The 15,051-nt window shown below is 43.7% G+C and carries 17 protein-coding genes and 1 pseudogene; 2 read left to right on the top strand and 16 right to left on the bottom strand.

Annotated elements, in window-relative coordinates:
* Window positions 1–229: 229 nt before the first annotated feature.
* From dgcA to NP165_RS04955, 5 genes are all read right to left on the bottom strand, one after another.
* Entirely contained in the window at window positions 230–1,216 is a 987-nt protein-coding gene (dgcA, locus tag NP165_RS04975; RefSeq protein WP_257085210.1) for an N-acetyl-D-Glu racemase DgcA, read from the bottom strand.
* On the bottom strand, window positions 1,209–2,231 hold the full coding sequence (gene dgcN / locus NP165_RS04970; RefSeq protein ID WP_257085209.1) for an N-acetyltransferase DgcN: 1,023 nt from the start codon (window positions 2,229–2,231) through the stop codon (window positions 1,209–1,211). The genes dgcA and dgcN overlap by 8 nt, the downstream gene beginning before the upstream one ends.
* Window positions 2,232–2,311: 80 nt before the next feature.
* A complete protein-coding gene (locus NP165_RS04965) occupies window positions 2,312–3,031 on the bottom strand; it encodes an ABC transporter permease (protein WP_257085208.1) in 720 nt (239 codons plus the stop codon).
* A gap of 10 nt (window positions 3,032–3,041) precedes the next feature.
* The gene (locus NP165_RS04960; RefSeq protein ID WP_257085207.1) at window positions 3,042–3,758 is read right to left on the bottom strand and encodes an ABC transporter permease; all 717 of its coding nucleotides are present in this window, start codon (window positions 3,756–3,758) and stop codon (window positions 3,042–3,044) included.
* A gap of 62 nt (window positions 3,759–3,820) precedes the next feature.
* On the bottom strand, window positions 3,821–4,603 hold the full coding sequence (locus NP165_RS04955) for a transporter substrate-binding domain-containing protein (protein ID WP_257085206.1): 783 nt from the start codon (window positions 4,601–4,603) through the stop codon (window positions 3,821–3,823).
* A 193-nt stretch (window positions 4,604–4,796) separates the two neighbouring features.
* Between NP165_RS04955 and NP165_RS04950 the strand changes: the two genes are divergently transcribed.
* Window positions 4,797–5,780 carry a LysR family transcriptional regulator gene (locus NP165_RS04950; RefSeq protein WP_257085205.1) on the top strand — a complete coding sequence of 328 codons (984 nt, stop codon included), beginning with the start codon at window positions 4,797–4,799 and terminating at the stop codon, window positions 5,778–5,780.
* Between the two features lie 28 nt (window positions 5,781–5,808).
* On the opposite strand, the gene NP165_RS04945 is transcribed toward NP165_RS04950, so the two are convergent.
* The 9 genes and pseudogenes from NP165_RS04945 to NP165_RS04905 form a co-directional block, all read right to left on the bottom strand.
* Window positions 5,809–6,138 carry a zinc ribbon domain-containing protein YjdM gene (locus NP165_RS04945; protein ID WP_257085204.1) on the bottom strand — a complete coding sequence of 110 codons (330 nt, stop codon included), beginning with the start codon at window positions 6,136–6,138 and terminating at the stop codon, window positions 5,809–5,811.
* 310 nt (window positions 6,139–6,448) lie between these two features.
* On the bottom strand, window positions 6,449–6,895 hold the full coding sequence (locus tag NP165_RS04940) for a hypothetical protein (protein WP_257085203.1): 447 nt from the start codon (window positions 6,893–6,895) through the stop codon (window positions 6,449–6,451).
* Between the two features lie 9 nt (window positions 6,896–6,904).
* Complete coding sequence (locus NP165_RS04935) at window positions 6,905–7,408, bottom strand: hypothetical protein (protein WP_257085202.1); 504 nt, start codon at window positions 7,406–7,408, stop codon at window positions 6,905–6,907.
* Window positions 7,409–7,489: 81 nt separating this feature from the next.
* Window positions 7,490–7,618: pseudogene (locus tag NP165_RS04930) on the bottom strand (IS30 family transposase); the annotation flags it as partial.
* Between the two features lie 223 nt (window positions 7,619–7,841).
* Entirely contained in the window at window positions 7,842–8,411 is a 570-nt protein-coding gene (locus NP165_RS04925; protein WP_257085201.1) for a hypothetical protein, read from the bottom strand.
* A gap of 252 nt (window positions 8,412–8,663) precedes the next feature.
* A complete protein-coding gene (locus NP165_RS04920; RefSeq protein ID WP_257085200.1) occupies window positions 8,664–8,981 on the bottom strand; it encodes a hypothetical protein in 318 nt (105 codons plus the stop codon).
* Window positions 8,982–9,141: 160 nt separating this feature from the next.
* Window positions 9,142–10,251 (bottom strand): alanine/ornithine racemase family PLP-dependent enzyme, encoded by a 1,110-nt coding sequence (locus NP165_RS04915; protein ID WP_257085199.1) that lies wholly within the window; start codon window positions 10,249–10,251, stop codon window positions 9,142–9,144.
* A gap of 141 nt (window positions 10,252–10,392) precedes the next feature.
* Complete coding sequence (gene nhaC / locus NP165_RS04910) at window positions 10,393–11,847, bottom strand: Na+/H+ antiporter NhaC (protein WP_257085198.1); 1,455 nt, start codon at window positions 11,845–11,847, stop codon at window positions 10,393–10,395.
* A 340-nt stretch (window positions 11,848–12,187) separates the two neighbouring features.
* On the bottom strand, window positions 12,188–12,508 hold the full coding sequence (locus NP165_RS04905; protein ID WP_257085197.1) for a Rossmann-fold NAD(P)-binding domain-containing protein: 321 nt from the start codon (window positions 12,506–12,508) through the stop codon (window positions 12,188–12,190).
* Window positions 12,509–12,662: 154 nt separating this feature from the next.
* Between NP165_RS04905 and NP165_RS04900 the strand changes: the two genes are divergently transcribed.
* On the top strand, window positions 12,663–13,115 hold the full coding sequence (locus NP165_RS04900) for an Lrp/AsnC family transcriptional regulator (protein WP_257085196.1): 453 nt from the start codon (window positions 12,663–12,665) through the stop codon (window positions 13,113–13,115).
* A 340-nt stretch (window positions 13,116–13,455) separates the two neighbouring features.
* On the opposite strand, the gene NP165_RS04895 is transcribed toward NP165_RS04900, so the two are convergent.
* Together NP165_RS04895 and NP165_RS04890 are read right to left on the bottom strand one after the other, a co-directional pair.
* Window positions 13,456–14,355 carry an AraC family transcriptional regulator gene (locus NP165_RS04895; protein ID WP_257085194.1) on the bottom strand — a complete coding sequence of 300 codons (900 nt, stop codon included), beginning with the start codon at window positions 14,353–14,355 and terminating at the stop codon, window positions 13,456–13,458.
* A 17-nt stretch (window positions 14,356–14,372) separates the two neighbouring features.
* Window positions 14,373–14,990: a flavodoxin family protein gene (locus NP165_RS04890; RefSeq protein WP_257085193.1), complete on the bottom strand. Its 618-nt coding sequence runs from the start codon at window positions 14,988–14,990 to the stop codon at window positions 14,373–14,375.
* Window positions 14,991–15,051 lie beyond the last annotated feature (61 nt).

Genomic DNA, 15,051 nt, shown 5'->3' with positions numbered 1-15,051 from the left:
ACTATAAATCAATCTATCAACTGCTCATAAACCAATTAGTTATAATCTATAATGTGGATGTAGCATAGTTGCACAATTATTGTTCTCGCCACATTCAAATCTTCAAGTGTCTACCCTTTATGCTCTATCCAGCTGTAAGTTTAGAAAATCATTGGTTATTTAAAAGAAAAACCATGGCACGCCACCATGGTTTTCGTTTAGAGCTTCTGACGTTGCTAGCGAAAGTAGGTTAACCCCACACGCCTTCACTTGGTTCGACCAGACTCTCTCTATATTGGAGAGACGGCGATCTGTCTTCAGACAACAACAGTGGGCCATCGATATCAACCCAACGAGCTTGCTGAGCAAGAAGAAGTGCCGGAGCCATCGCAAGAGAAGTACCAATCATGCAACCGACCATCACTTCAAAGCCCATCTCTTGTGCCTCTTTCAGCAGAGCCAATGCTTCCGTTATACCACCGGTTTTATCTAACTTGATGTTCACAGCCTGATAACGCCCTTTCAGCGCTGCCAGAGAAGTGCGGTCAATGCAAGATTCGTCAGCGGTAATTGGCAACATCGGAGTGATAGTTTCTAGCAAATGCTCTTCTTCAAACGACAGCGGTTGTTCAACCATCTCTACGCCGAGTTCCGCTAACGCTGGCAAGTAATCGCACAACTGAGCGAAACTCCACCCTGTATTAGCGTCGATGACTAAACGAGAGTTTGGCGCGGCTTCACGCACGGCACGTACACGCTCCAAGTCACCATCACGTCCAAGCTTTAGCTTTAGGATTGGTCGATGCTTTTGCGCAGCAGCTGCTTTTGCCATGTTTTCAGCACTATCGAGTGATAGCGTGAACACTGTCGTCACAGACTGTGGCGCACTCACGAATCCAGCCATCTGCCATGCGGGTTGCTGTTTGAGCTTCGCTTCTAACTCGAACAGCGCGCAGTCAATGGCGTTACGCGGTGCCGCAGAAGGTAGCAGTTCACGCAGCTCATCGCGGCTGATACCTGATTCTACGGCTTCAATAACAGACTCGACATCCGCTAACACGTCAAACGGATAATCTGGCTCAAAGATGTCCATCCGTTCGCACTCTCCGCGCCCGACACAACCATCTTGTTCGATTTCCACGACGACCACTTCCCCGTGTAGCATTGGGTCCATGCGAGAAATGACAAACGGCTCGTGCAGCGGCCATTTCTCTACACGTACGCTCATTTTACGCATAGCACACCTCAGTAATGCCATCGACGATTTTCGCCACACCCGTACGTACTGGGTCAACAACGGGTACGCCAAACTGTTTCTCAATACGAGCGATTTCAGCCAGTGCTTCTTCTTCACTCAGATTCACGGTATTAAGAGCAATACCACCGAGACGAATGTTCGGATTGGTGACTCGGCCCATGGTGAGGTTAATGTCGATGGTGGTTTGCAGATCAGGCACACTGTACCCTTCCATTTCATCCATCTGAGTACGACCCACTTCGTGACATACGATAATTACGTCCGCCTGAGCACCATGTAGCAAGCCCAAACTCACACCCGCGTATGCTGGATGCAATAGAGATCCTTGCCCTTCAATGATGTCCCAGTGTTCTGGCGCATTGTCCGGAGACAGTGTTTCCACCATGCCGGAGATAAAGTCTGACACGACAGCATCCACTGGCACACCACTGCCCTCAATTAAAATGCCTGTTTGGCCTGTTGCACGGAAGGTCGCTGGAATGCCGCGTTTTTCCATCTCACGGTGAATGGCCAGTGTGGTAAACATTTTGCCCACACAGCAGTCCGTCCCCACACTCAGCAGGCGTTTACCACTACGCGGAAGACCCGTACCACATACCATTGGGCCTTGTGGTATACGAACATCCAATAATTTTTGACCCGTGCGTTCTGCCGCTGCGACCAGTTCAGGAACATCGTTCAGGTGCATGTGCAGACCACTAGCGATGTCCATTCCGGCTTCCATCGCTTCAATCAAAATATCTAACCACTCTGTAGGCAATGTACCGCCCACCGGTGCAAGACCAAGAATAAACGTTTTCGCCCCGCAAGCCGCTGCTTCGCGTGGTGACATTTCCGCGATACCAAGATCGACCTTTGCTCCTGGCAGACGATACTGCGCCAAACATTTTTCTGGTCGCCAATGCGCCACACCTTTCGCTACTTTCGCCATTAGAAGATCATTTGCATCACCCAGAAACACCAAATAAGGCGTTTTCAATTCAATCTTGTTCATTGTATTGATCCTTTTTTAAAGTCAAGCAGCCCACAAGAGCCTTAACTCCCGTTGCCAACTGGTTGTGGTAGTGTGAAAAATTAGGTTGCAGCGACAGGCGCGGATTTTGCGCCCGGCGTTCGCTGAATTTGGTGGCGGTATAAGTAACGCTCTACCTGACGCCATGCCATCACAAACAAAGTTGCGATAACTAGGTACATCGCCGCCGCCAGAAAATAAGTCGATATATCAAACGTCTGAGAAAACGCGCGTCGTGTCTGCCCCATCAGATCCATGACAGTAATCACGCTTGCGACCGCTCCGCCTTTGAGCATCAAAATGCATTCGTTACCTAGCGCAGGAAAAGCGATACGATAAGCAAGAGGAAGCACAATATGTCGATACAATAAGCTGTTATTCATGCCCATAGATTTGGCCGCCTCAATTTCGCCTGCGTCTACAGACTGAATCGCGCCGCGTAAAATCTCTGTTTGATACGCTAGTGAATTCAGAGTGAATACCAGCAGTGCGCAATTAACCGGGTCCCGGAAAAAGCTCCATAACCCCATATCCATCAACCAAGGGCGGAATTGGCCAGAACCGTAGTACAACAAAAACAGCTGCGCGATTAATGGTGTACCACGAAAGAAAGAGATAAATAACAACACCGGCCAACGATAAACACGTGAAGACTGAATACGCAAAATTGACATCGGTAGGGCCAGCAGTGCCGCTAAAACAACCGAGATAAAGGTAATTTTGAGTGTCATCCAAGTCCCGTCGAGCAACATTGGAGCCACTTTAGCGATAAAATCCGTCATAACCTTCTCCTTAGCGACTCACGCGAATGCCGCGCTTCGAGTTCAATTCCATCGCAGCCAGTACCCTTTCGCAGCACACGCAAACGACCCAATAGGCTAGACAGACAGTGAGATAAAACAAAAATGGTTTTTTGGTCACACCAACCGCAATGTTAGCAGCGCGCATTAAATCATCGAGCGCGATGACGGATACTAGAGCGGTGTCTTTAAGCAAGTTAATCCAAAGGTTACCCAACCCAGGGAGAGCTAAACGCAGTAGTTGAGGACGCTCGATAAACCAAAAAATTTGCAGGCGACTCATCGCCAATGAATAACCAGCCTCTCGTTGACCTTTGTTCATTGCTTTCCAAGCACCGCGTAAAACTTCTGCCGCATAAGCACTGAACACCAATCCCAGTGCGATCACGCCAGCACCAAATGGATTTAACTCGAAAAAACCATTATTGGGGTCAATCCACTTGAGCGTTTTATTAATTAAAAGGCCGACGCCATGATAGATGATAAACAGAGTCAGTAGCTCAGGTAGGCCACGCAGTACCGTCGTATAAACATGCGCAAACCAGCGATACGTTTTGTGGGCACTTATCGACAGCGCAGCCACACCCGTTCCCAAGATCAAACCAACAGGTAAAGCACACAGCGCTAAACCAATGGTCACAGCTAGGCCTTTTAGGAGTTCATCTCCCCAGCCACTGTCACCCAGACTCAGATACATCAGATAATCCATTACATCGCTCTCTATAGGATTTACAACTTAATGGCGACCTAAGCCGCCACTATCCAGATGACTTACTTCAGAGTCAGTAGGTTAATCGAGAAGAACTCGTCGTTAATTTTCTGATAGGTGCCGTTTTCAATGATGTTTGCCAACGCCTGATCCACGCGCTGACGAAGTTTCTCGTCTTCTTTACGCAGAGCCATGCCCACACCGTCACCCACGAAGGTGCGATCCGTGATTAGATCACCGACTTTATGACAACAAGCCCCATCTTCGGAATTAAGCCAATCCGTCATTGGCATAATGTCGCCTGCTTGAGCGTCGATACGGCCACTCACCAAATCAAGGTTTACTGCATCTTGAGTTGGGTACAGGCGCACGTCTGAATCTGGATATTTGGCTAATAGGTATTCAGCCTGAGTGGTCGAGCCTTGCGCACCAATGATCATGCCTTTCATCGCTTCAGGAGAGACATCTTTGATACCCGACTGTTTATCAACAACGAATGTCATTGCAGAGGCTTGATACGGTTCACTAAAAGCGACTTGCTTTTTACGCGCATCGGTAATGAACATTGAAGCAAGAATAATGTCGTATTTACCTGCAAGAAGTGCTGGAATAATGCCATCCCAATCCTGAGCGACGAACTCGCACTCTACTTTCATTTCACTACACAAGGCTTTGCCGATCTCAATATCGAAGCCAGCTAATTGGCCGTCAGCCGTGTAATAGTTAAACGGAGGGTACGCGCCTTCAGTACCAATTTTGATCGTTTCTGCACTCACACTCGTTGATGCAGCAACGGCCATAGAGCTGGCAAGCAAAGCACCTAGTAATTTCCCTTTTTCCATCATAGATTCCCTTCTACTTTTGTTCTGGTTTATTTTTGGACTCTCGCTTGCTTTGAAGACTTCGTCCTTTCACTTCAGCAAACGATTACAAAGACACAAATGAGTATGTTAAAAAAAAGTTAATATCCATAATGATGAATTAGTATGATATACATAGCCTGTCGCTATGGATAAATTAGTCAAGGAAACAACCCCTATGCTTAACGCTAAAGATCGTTTACTGCGCAATCTCGACTGGAACTTGCTCTATACCTTTCTGACCATTGTGAATGAAGGAGGAATCAGCGCCGCTGCACGTAAACTTTCTCTGAGCCAACCCAGTGTCAGTAATGCCTTAAAGCGCCTTGAAGAACACGTTGATAGGCCGCTAATTCTACGTAAAAAAGGGGTATTTTCGCTGACTTTGCACGGAATGCGGGTCTATGAATATGCATCGTCGGTAAGCCGTATTATCGGTAATATGGCCGATCAGTTTGTCGATCAAACGGATAACATTCAGGGAGAATTGACGATCGAGATCGCCAGCCATCTACAATGCCCAGCATTTGATGCCACTCTTGCTCACTATCATGCGCTGTTTCCGAATGTCATTTTTAACGTTAACACTCATCCAAGCGCAGACATTGTCAGCCATGTTGCCGACGGCCTGCTAAGAATCGGGCTCAGTAACAAGAAAATTGCCAAAACGGGTATTCGCTGCGATTTTCTGGGCTATGAGCAGATGGGTTTTTATTGTGGGCGCACTCACCCATGTTTTGGCCGCGAAGATCTGACCATTGACGACGTTAAGGGGCTACCCTATATCTCATTTGAAAGTGACCAGCCAGGCGAAGGGCTAGATTCTATAGCTCAGTTTCGTGATCAACAGCAGTTTTGGGGGAAATTGGTCGCAGTGTCAGCAAATGTGGAAGAAGTACGCCGTATGATCATGGCTGGCATCGGCTTCGGTGCACTCACTGTAGAAAGCGCCAAACCTTATGTAGCGCAGGGAATGTTATGGCCACTTCCGCCCTATGAATCACTGCCCGTAACGGAGATGTATCTAGTGACACCTGAAACGGTCTCACTAAGCAATATAGAAATTCAATTTGTCCGCTTGCTCAAACAGCAAACTCAGGAGCTGGTGCGCGACACATTGAACGTCATACAAAGTGCGCACCACCAGCCAACGGGCGAATAACGGAGAATAGTACTGGGTCTGTACTGACTCAGGCTTTTTTCACAAACTGGGCGGTCACCATCATCTCACCTGCCCCATCGACTTTGCAGTCAAGTTGGTGGTCTTTCCCTTCAACAATGCGTCTGATCACCGCTTTTGTGCCAATTTTTAGAACCAGTGAACTCCCTTTAACCTTAAGATCTTTGGCAAGCGTGACTTTGTCACCTTCAGCTAAAAGCGTTCCGTTTGCATCTTTGACACTAAATGACTCTTCAACTTCTGAAGGATTCCATTCGTACGCGCATTCAGGGCACACAAGATTGCTCTGATCTTGGTAAACATACTCAGATTGACAGTTTGGACACGGAGGAAAAGACATAAACAACCACTTTAAAATGAAAACTTTAATGTATGTTAATGCCTTGCAAAGCCAGAATCGAGCAGATTATCGTTTTTATCGCTTACTCTCGGCTTTGTTAAGTAATTCAGACAGAAAACCAAAATTCGATATCGACTCACTTCTTACTTGGAACTTCTCACACTAAAACGCCCCATGGGACATGGGGCGGATAGATTAGTTAGACGAAATCACCTCTTAAACATTCTTAGCCCCTTTTCATGCACTTACTGCATACTGAAACATTAATAAGACGGCTATAAATTGGTCACTCCAACCTTATACGATGATTTTAGTTACGTTCTTTTCTAGCTCGAGCTTTATTTTTACCAACTTCATTGTACTTCCACATTTTGTAACAACAGAATGAACCTATCACTATCCAAACTATTGCAACAATATTATCCAATACCCAATATGGACCATATAGAAGCAAAAATATCCCTAGATCTCCTGCTTTATCGTAATAATCTAACGGCGTACCTTGGGGAAACTTAGTCTTTTGACCTAATACAAAGGCCATCACCGACATAAAAAATACGGCACTTAAGAACATAGCTATGGCACCAAAACCCTTTTTGGGTGTATTTGATCCACCCGTACAGTAAAGAAAAATACCTAAAGGGAGTAAAAACAAAGGTAGAATCGGGCCAATATAATCGCCTAAAAAATGAACGTAAAATGCTCCAAAAAAGAATGCAAGAATAAAACTTGTTAATAGGCTGACTAGCTGTAACATATCTATTTCCTATTCATAGCTAGGGCTATATTGTTTTTTCAGAATTTTACGTGACCATTTTACTGAGAAAACAAAACTCACCAACGGAACTATCCACCTCCATTCACTGTTGTCCCACAAACGATCTAACCCAAACCATACAGTGTTTTGATATTCATATGTAGCCCAACTTCCAAACCAAGCATTACAAACGAATACTAAAGGGATTAATGTAATAATAAGCAACACTACATATACGGCATAGTGCCAAATTGGAATGTGGTAATACTTTCGCTCTTCATCTGTTAAGGCGATTTCATATCGGTATACCTGTCTAACCTTCGCCCAAGGAACAATCAACAATACCAATAAGGTTACATTAATTGGTATTACCCAAAGCCGAACCTTTGTCAACATTAACGTATAGAATTCGATAATATAATCATAAGCAACCGAGAACGGATATAATATTGCGAATCCCATCACAATTATAATGGGGAAACTAAGTAAACCATCACTCATACTCTTTGCCATTACAACACCCTTTTTTGTAAGAAAACTTTAGAATAGTAATTTATATTAATGCTTAGTATCAAGTTTGAAATGCGACACTTTTTACAGGTGCACATGAATATACTCCGTTAGTGCTCTATACCCAGTCTTTTCATGGGCACGGGTTTATTTGTGCGCAATTTCACCGTAGAGCTTCTGTGGCACGTGTGACATTGAAGTTCGTTTTGGTAGCGTTTCGTTTTTCGATGACTTCTGCTTTGACGAAGCCACCGATATTTGATGACTCCGTAGCTTGTAACTTTTGGCGTTCTTGGATTCAAGTACATCGTTTTGCCATCTCAAATCTCCTTATGGCTGGAGATTTGATCTTATGGCGTATTGATATTGATTAGAATGTGGGGGTTATGATGCACCTACGGTAAGGATAAGACTTGATTATTTTTGTTATACACTGTTAATCACCAACTAGAGAACAAACTATATCAACTGCGTCGTTTGCATTTGAAACGCTATCATCTATCCGTATTATTTTATCCAAAGTCGACTGATCTAGTTTTTTCTTACTGACCAATAGCTGCGCGTAACCAGTCGGACTTTCTCCTTTTAGAAATTGTTTTATATCTTCTTGATTTACAAAATCATACCTGAAGGAAAAGAGATATTCATATATATCGACAGTAAAGTGTTTAACAACTTTAAATTGTATAGAAGGATTATCAGGTGATATATCTTTCGTTAAGTGGTCTTTATCTATCATTAAGTTGACCGGAGTAAGAAAGCTATTAATCGTTATATTTTTAATTTTTTCCTGCTCTGCGTCAGGCTTTACTTGAACATTTATGACTCCATCACTCCAGGCAATCGCCACCATTATGTCCTGCGTTAAGAAATCTAGCTTAGAGTTTAACCAAAAACTCAGTTTATCGTTCTTGATTTTCTCTTGTACCTTTCTTTTTTCTGCAATTATTTTATTTCCCGCATTGGAAAGTAGATCTTTAGCATTATTGGTTTTATCCGAAGTCATTTTTGTAACTTCCATTTTTGATGTTGGTTTATAAATCATGCAGATTTTTGCAAAAGTGATCCGTGAACTAGGTACCAAATTCTTCTGAGACCCTAAAGTTGGAGATTTGATCTTATAGCGTGCTGATATTGATTAGAATGTAGGGGGCAAAGGTGCGTGACGCGCCTGCGTCAGCACACCTCGGACAAATGGATTAAATTAAATCACTAATTTTCACTTAGATTAACTGATAAAAAAGCAGTACATGATGATTTACGTGCTTCTATTTCGTCGTTCCCATCTATCAAAGTACTCAGAGAATGACTCATCGCTTCCACCTGTTTCTTCGATCCAGTCATCACATTCAGGGCTATTTTCGAACGCTTTGGCTATATCGATGCTATTGGTATTTTTACCTAATAGAGTAATAACATTAGAAGCAATGGCAACGCTAAAAGCGCTAGTTGCAACTTTTACAACGGCTTTCCGTGGATTTTCTTTGATATCATGGACTGTGTTATCAATGTCTAGTTTTAAACCATCTAAAGCAAAACCAGGGCCCATTGTAATTAGGTCGCTAAAGAATCCCATGAGTAGCTCCTTTTACCTGAAAGAGAGTTAGTCTTAGCTAAACGTCCTTGTAACTTTAATTGCTCAACATATACTTCTATTCCAGCCTATGTAAAGGCTGGCTGGTTTTAAAGGGGTGAGTGAAAAGTGAATGTTCATGCGATCGCTCTGCCGGTAGACCTCAATATGTTAAGGCATTATTACCCACCAGTTGCTCTGTTGATGTCTGCTTTTTATTAACATATTTAGAGGTCATGGCATAGAGCAACGACTTGTAGTTGACTTTAAATGACAGGACATCACCGACTCTAGTATTAGTCCCTGTTACATCCAGAATGAGGTGATCACTGCTGCTGCCAATGATTTCTATAGAGCGATTGAGCGGGGTCAGATCCGAGACCGGAACATCCTGCTCTCCCAAGGCAACAATTGCTCTTTTGTGTATTCCCCGGTCGATGAAAACAGGCTTTACACCAAAGGCATTCATCCCTAACGTACCTCTGGGAATGGAATTTTTTTCTTTCACTTCAATGACTTCAGCCTGTAGCGTGAAAACGTCATTGTACATTCCAGGTATGTTTTTGCCATAGGCGCTCTCCCTACCGAAAAATAGGGACTCGCCCAGCCGAATCTGGTTTATTCCTTTCGGAATTTTCTGCTCCATTAGCAGCGGAAGAATACTGGAATTACCGCCAGATATAATCTCAAGCGAATGGTTAAGCTCTCTTTCCACCTGCTGTTTTATGGCAGCCAGCTCCAGCATAATTTCTTCGGAGGGAATAACGCCGCCATAACAGGTCAGGTTGGTGCCAATGCCTAACCACTCGATATTGCTCTGTTTCAGTATAAACTGACCAACCTTGATAAGGTTCTCTGCCAATATCCCTTCGCGCAAATCGCCGAGCTCTATCATCACAATGATTTTGTGGTTTACCCCCAGAAGGCATGCTTTATCTTGCAGTTTTTTAATTGTTTCAATTTCTGAAACTAGGCTGATATCTGCATATTTTACGACGTCTTCTGCTTCATGAATTCCTGGCAGACGCAGCAACATGGTCTGGCAGCTGTCAGATATTTCTTTGATACTTTTGAGATTTTCTATTCGGGAGTCAGCTAGGAATCGGCAACCGGTGTTAATCAGGGTCCTGATGATCTCAGTATCTCCACTGACCACTTTGGTGACGGGCACCCAGTTAATAGGATATTCACTTTTTCTGCATAATTCGTCCAAGTAAGCTGCATTGTGTAGTAGTTTGTCCTGATCCCAGACAATTCTTGGAAGTTTAAGCATATGTTATTCCTGTCATGCTAACGAGAGATGATAATTACGCCATAGATGCATAAAGAATAAGATGAACAATCCATTCCATGAATTGCTCATCAATTTTATGACCTAAAGTAAGCCATTATTTATCTGGCGTAACTATCAATGTCAGATATTAGTTTGCTGTCTTTGCGGATCAACACCATCACGTATTTCACTGTGACTGTGTGTTTCGTCATTGGTATTTTCCAGCTTAACGATGGAAAAACCGGTCAACGCAAAGATGATGGAGATCATGGGAACCATAAAGTTAAGTATTGCGTAGGGAGCGTACTCAACCGCACCAACCCCAAGAGTCGCCAGAATAAAGACGCCGCAGGTATTCCAGGGAATAAACACGGAGGTCAGGGTACCGCCATCTTCCAGTGCTCTGGACAGATTCTTAGAGTGCAGTCCCTTTTCCTGATAGGTACTGGCAAACATTCTGGCAGGCACAACGACGGAGATATACTGCTCCGAACAGCTTGCGTTGGTCAGAAAGCAGGAAGAAATGGTGGTCGGGATCAGGCTTTTTGCCGACTTGGATGAGCTGATTATTTTTTCAACAATAGATTTCAGCATACCCGTGTTTTCCAGTATTCCTCCTAGAGTCATGGCGACAATGGTCATGGAGACCGTATACATCATGGACTCCAAGCCGCCGCGATTGAACAGGCCGTCGACCATGTCGTTACCGGTTTCAATGCTGAAGCCGTTTTGTAGTGCTTTCACCGCTTCCGCCACAGAGCCTCCCTGAATGAAGATCTGGCTCAGAAAACCTAGCAAAATACCCGCGAATAAGGCTGGCAGGGCTGGTACCTTACGGGTGACCAGAAAAATCACGAAGACTGGGATCAACAATAGCCAAGGAGAAATAACAAAGTTGTCCTGCAATATCGCCATGGTGGTGCTGATTTGTTCAAACTCGGCGTCGCCAGCAGATAAGCTCTGGCCCAGATACCAGTATACTGTTAGGGCAATCAACAGCCCGGGTACGGTGGTATAGAGCATATGTTTAATATGCTCAAAAAGATCAGTACCCGTTAGTCCAGCGGCCAGGTTGGTGGTATCGGACAAGGGAGACATCTTGTCCCCAAAATAGGCACCGGATATTACAGCACCTGCAACCATGGGCGCGGGGATACCCATACTGATACCAATGCCCATACCAGCAACACCAATGGTGCCCATGGTGGACCACGAACTACCGATGGCAATAGACACTACGGCACAGATAAGAGTAATGGAAACAAGAAACAGAGATGGGGACAGTATTTGCAACCCGTAGTAAATCATGCTTGCGACAACGCCACCACCAATCCAAGCACCTATGGCAACACCAACAAGAAGGATGATTACGACGGCGGGGAGAGCCAGTTTGATGCCACTGTAGATGCTATCTTCTATATGCTGCCACTTATAACCATGCATCCAGGCGACCAGCGCTGCGGTCATGGTGCCAAATACAAGAGGTATATGTGGGCTACCTTCAAATATGACAATAGTTACCAGCATGGCACCGACCATCAGGATGATCGGCAAAATTGCCATGGTGAAGGGTATTTTTGGAGTATCGTTGTTCATAATCCCTCTTACTCTTAATTATTGAGTATAAATTTCACAAAGAATTGAATTCAATTGTGAAAATAGTTAAGTCCATGTAAACAAAGGAAAATATTACATAATATTTAATGGCTTTTTTTGTATTCGCTAAAAAAATAGTATCGATATTGCTTTTTCTTGAAGTGTGTCTGGTCTTTTAATTTTATTAATTAGGCGGATCCTGCCTAGTAAGGACGTTAATTAATAATAATGTTAAATGGACCCAAGAAATAATTCCCAGAGCCTATTTGTGTTTAATATCCAATGAAATCGAAGCTAAGTTGGGTTTTAGTGACCGGCTAAAGATGTCTTAATACTTTCATTAAATAGCCTGCATTAATTCAACATTCTCATCCTGATATAACAATGCATAAAGATTTTTTGAGTTGTCTGGTTGCGGAACCAAATCGATTAACTCACCCAAATTGTTTTGTTGGGAAATATCAAGCAGCAAGCGCAGCACTGAGTAATCTTCTAATGCAAAACCGACCGAATCAAAGATTGTAATTTCCTCATCGGACGTTCTTCCTGGCTTAGTACCATTCAGTACTTCCCAAAACTCGGTCACCTGGTGCTCTGCTTGCAGTTGCTGAATATCACCCTCAATACGGCCAAGGCAATCAACATCAATAAATCGGGTCATCCTTTCCCTACAACAAGTATTTTTTTGCTGGCGTCATTATCCTGGGAGGCAATGCTAAATAATAGATACAAAATTCAGATAAATTGATAACTTAGTTATCAATATGATAACATTTGCTAACGATTTGATATATTCATGCAAAAAAAGGATATACATGGATTCTATCGACCACATAGACCGCCAGCTGATAAGCCACCTGAGAATGAATGCTCGCCTGCCCGTGGCTTGGCTGGCAAAGACCGTTGGCGTTTCTCGTGCCACCATTCAAAACCGTATGACTCGGCTGGAGAAGCGGGGAATCATCAATGGCTATACCGCGCTGGTTTCAAGTGGTGCCAATGAACAACTCGCGATGGTCAGGGCGTTAATGAGCATTGTTCTGGAAGGGGATACGTCCAGAAAGGTACGAACAGAGCTGATGAGTGAGCCCTGCGTGTGCGCCATTCACTCAACGAACGGGCGTTGGGATATGGTATTGGAGTTGCAAGCACGCTCGCTGGAAGAATTTGACGGTGTGCTGTGCCGGATCAGAGAGATTAGCGGTATTTCTACCTCAGAAACCAGCATATTGCTGTCGTCTCACCGCATCGGCAATCAGCACATATGATATGTGGCACACTTGGTCTCTCGGTCAATCAGCAGAGATTAAGTGTGCTGTCACTGCTCAATCCACGGTATCCATTCCAACACCGGTAGGATGAATTCGTACCACCACAAGACGTAGCATGCATCTGGGCATGCTTATTACCTCCTTGATAGGCAATCAGACTTCCGGCTTGATTCCTTCCGGTTAAATATATTTGTTCACCATTTGTAGGGTATGTGCGACTCTTATCTATTATGGAATACATGTGGTTCCTACGTTGAAGGAAGTGGGCGACTCGCAGAGCAAGCTTAACCATCAACCCACAATCACAACTATAACAAAGTAGGACCAATTCCTATGTTTACGCTTGACGCAAACGTTGAATATCTTTCTGAGGAGGCAGCCCAAACAATCGACTGTATTCGCGACTGAACTGCGAAGCACTCTCATATCCTACAAAACCACTAGCTTGGCTTGCATCTAAACCGTTTAATAACATTTGGTCTCTAGCTTCTTGCAAACGTAAGTTTTTCAAATATTGAAGAGGGCTTGTTCCTGTTAAAGCCTTAAAGTGTTGTCGAAACGAAGAAGCACTCATATGTGCTCGCTGAGCTAGCTCGTTAATTTCTATACTATTCGTTAAATTTGTCTTCATCCAAGTGATAACATTTAGTATTTGCGAACTAGGCGTACCCGCTGAAGCTAAGTGACGCAGGTGTGTACCATGAGGCCCTAACAAGAGACGTGTTAGTATTTCCTTCTTAATTAACGGGGTTAAGCTATCAAGATAAATAGGTTCTTTCTGCAAATCTAGAAGACGAGTTACTGCATTGCCAAGTCCCGCGTCAATATCATGGATTGAGATTGATTTATACTTCACATCACGTGCAGGTTTATCAAGATCAAGTTCAACACAGGTCTGCATGATCAATTCATAATCGAGTTTTAATACAACAGCAACAAATGGATTATATCTGGTTGCTTCCGTTACATGTGAAACGACAGGCAAATCAAACGTTGTTAACATTGATTGTCCTGCAACACATGGTAATACTTCTTTTTCAATCGCTAATTGCTTAGCCCCTTGTAAGATCATAGACAAGCTCAAAGTGTAGATGCAGTGCAAAGGTGTCGTTGGATTGTTTCTAATATGCACTGTTAATCCTTGGATACTCGTGTTGTGATCGCCTTCGGTTTTTCCGTAAGCAAATGCTTTATCAGCTAAATTGTGGATATCGTAATTCCCGTGAGTCGTTAACATAATCTTTCCCTATAGCATCACTGTTTCTGATCAAAAATTTTAAGCATTTGCTCAGTAGAAATCTGGCTACCCATCCTTCCACGCTTAACATATTGATGAGAAAAACTCACTGCACCGTTAGACCGAACCAGCGCCTCAAATTCATCAATGAAATGCTGCTCGAACTTGCTGTTGAAAGTATTAAACAACACGACATGTTTTTTCGTGAAATCGTTATCTTTTGCAAATTGCCAAATAGGTGGTGCTGGACTGTATAACCAAATAGGTGAGCCTAAATAGACAGTATCATACGATGAAAGGTCGATACGCGTAGGCATAATCTCTGCCACGTTGCTCCGCGCGTCCTTTAATGCACTGATCAATCCAGGGACGCCAAGCTCATAGTTGTTCGCAGTGATTTCATAAATATTAGCGTTAGTTTTATTTGCAATGTGGTTGGCAAGGATTCCAGTGTTGCCAGACCGGGAAAACACCACAACCGCTGTTGTAGCCTGTTTATCGCTAGCTGTTGCCTGGCGCTCTTGTAGTTGTTGGTTTTCAGCATGTTGTGCATTTTCGACACGAGTGACCACGAATGCAACCACAAATACCACTACTACAGCTATCAACAGTACAATGCCTATCCATCGGATCATGGTCACTCACCTATATACTTAAACAAAGATAATTTTCTGAAAGAGAATGATTAAAACAAAA

This window comes from Vibrio japonicus (assembly GCF_024582835.1).
Lineage (GTDB): Bacteria > Pseudomonadota > Gammaproteobacteria > Enterobacterales > Vibrionaceae > Vibrio > Vibrio japonicus.
This window is presented reverse-complemented; position numbering and strand designations above follow the sequence as displayed.

Excerpts from the sequence above, each read along its gene's own strand:
- dgcA (WP_257085210.1), bottom strand. The coding sequence starts at position 1,216 with ATGCGTAAAATGAGCGTACGTGTAGAGAAATGGCCGCTGCACGAGCCG.
- dgcN (WP_257085209.1), bottom strand. The coding sequence starts at position 2,231 with ATGAACAAGATTGAATTGAAAACGCCTTATTTGGTGTTTCTGGGTGAT.
- NP165_RS04965 (WP_257085208.1), bottom strand. The coding sequence starts at position 3,031 with ATGACGGATTTTATCGCTAAAGTGGCTCCAATGTTGCTCGACGGGACT.
- NP165_RS04960 (WP_257085207.1), bottom strand. The coding sequence starts at position 3,758 with ATGGATTATCTGATGTATCTGAGTCTGGGTGACAGTGGCTGGGGAGAT.
- NP165_RS04955 (WP_257085206.1), bottom strand. The coding sequence starts at position 4,603 with ATGATGGAAAAAGGGAAATTACTAGGTGCTTTGCTTGCCAGCTCTATG.
- NP165_RS04950 (WP_257085205.1), top strand. The coding sequence starts at position 4,797 with ATGCTTAACGCTAAAGATCGTTTACTGCGCAATCTCGACTGGAACTTG.
- NP165_RS04945 (WP_257085204.1), bottom strand. The coding sequence starts at position 6,138 with ATGTCTTTTCCTCCGTGTCCAAACTGTCAATCTGAGTATGTTTACCAA.
- NP165_RS04940 (WP_257085203.1), bottom strand. The coding sequence starts at position 6,895 with ATGTTACAGCTAGTCAGCCTATTAACAAGTTTTATTCTTGCATTCTTT.
- NP165_RS04935 (WP_257085202.1), bottom strand. The coding sequence starts at position 7,408 with ATGGCAAAGAGTATGAGTGATGGTTTACTTAGTTTCCCCATTATAATT.
- NP165_RS04925 (WP_257085201.1), bottom strand. The coding sequence starts at position 8,411 with ATGACTTCGGATAAAACCAATAATGCTAAAGATCTACTTTCCAATGCG.
- NP165_RS04920 (WP_257085200.1), bottom strand. The coding sequence starts at position 8,981 with ATGGGATTCTTTAGCGACCTAATTACAATGGGCCCTGGTTTTGCTTTA.
- NP165_RS04915 (WP_257085199.1), bottom strand. The coding sequence starts at position 10,251 with ATGCTTAAACTTCCAAGAATTGTCTGGGATCAGGACAAACTACTACAC.
- nhaC (WP_257085198.1), bottom strand. The coding sequence starts at position 11,847 with ATGAACAACGATACTCCAAAAATACCCTTCACCATGGCAATTTTGCCG.
- NP165_RS04905 (WP_257085197.1), bottom strand. The coding sequence starts at position 12,508 with ATGACCCGATTTATTGATGTTGATTGCCTTGGCCGTATTGAGGGTGAT.
- NP165_RS04900 (WP_257085196.1), top strand. The coding sequence starts at position 12,663 with ATGGATTCTATCGACCACATAGACCGCCAGCTGATAAGCCACCTGAGA.
- NP165_RS04895 (WP_257085194.1), bottom strand. The coding sequence starts at position 14,355 with ATGTTAACGACTCACGGGAATTACGATATCCACAATTTAGCTGATAAA.
- NP165_RS04890 (WP_257085193.1), bottom strand. The coding sequence starts at position 14,990 with ATGATCCGATGGATAGGCATTGTACTGTTGATAGCTGTAGTAGTGGTA.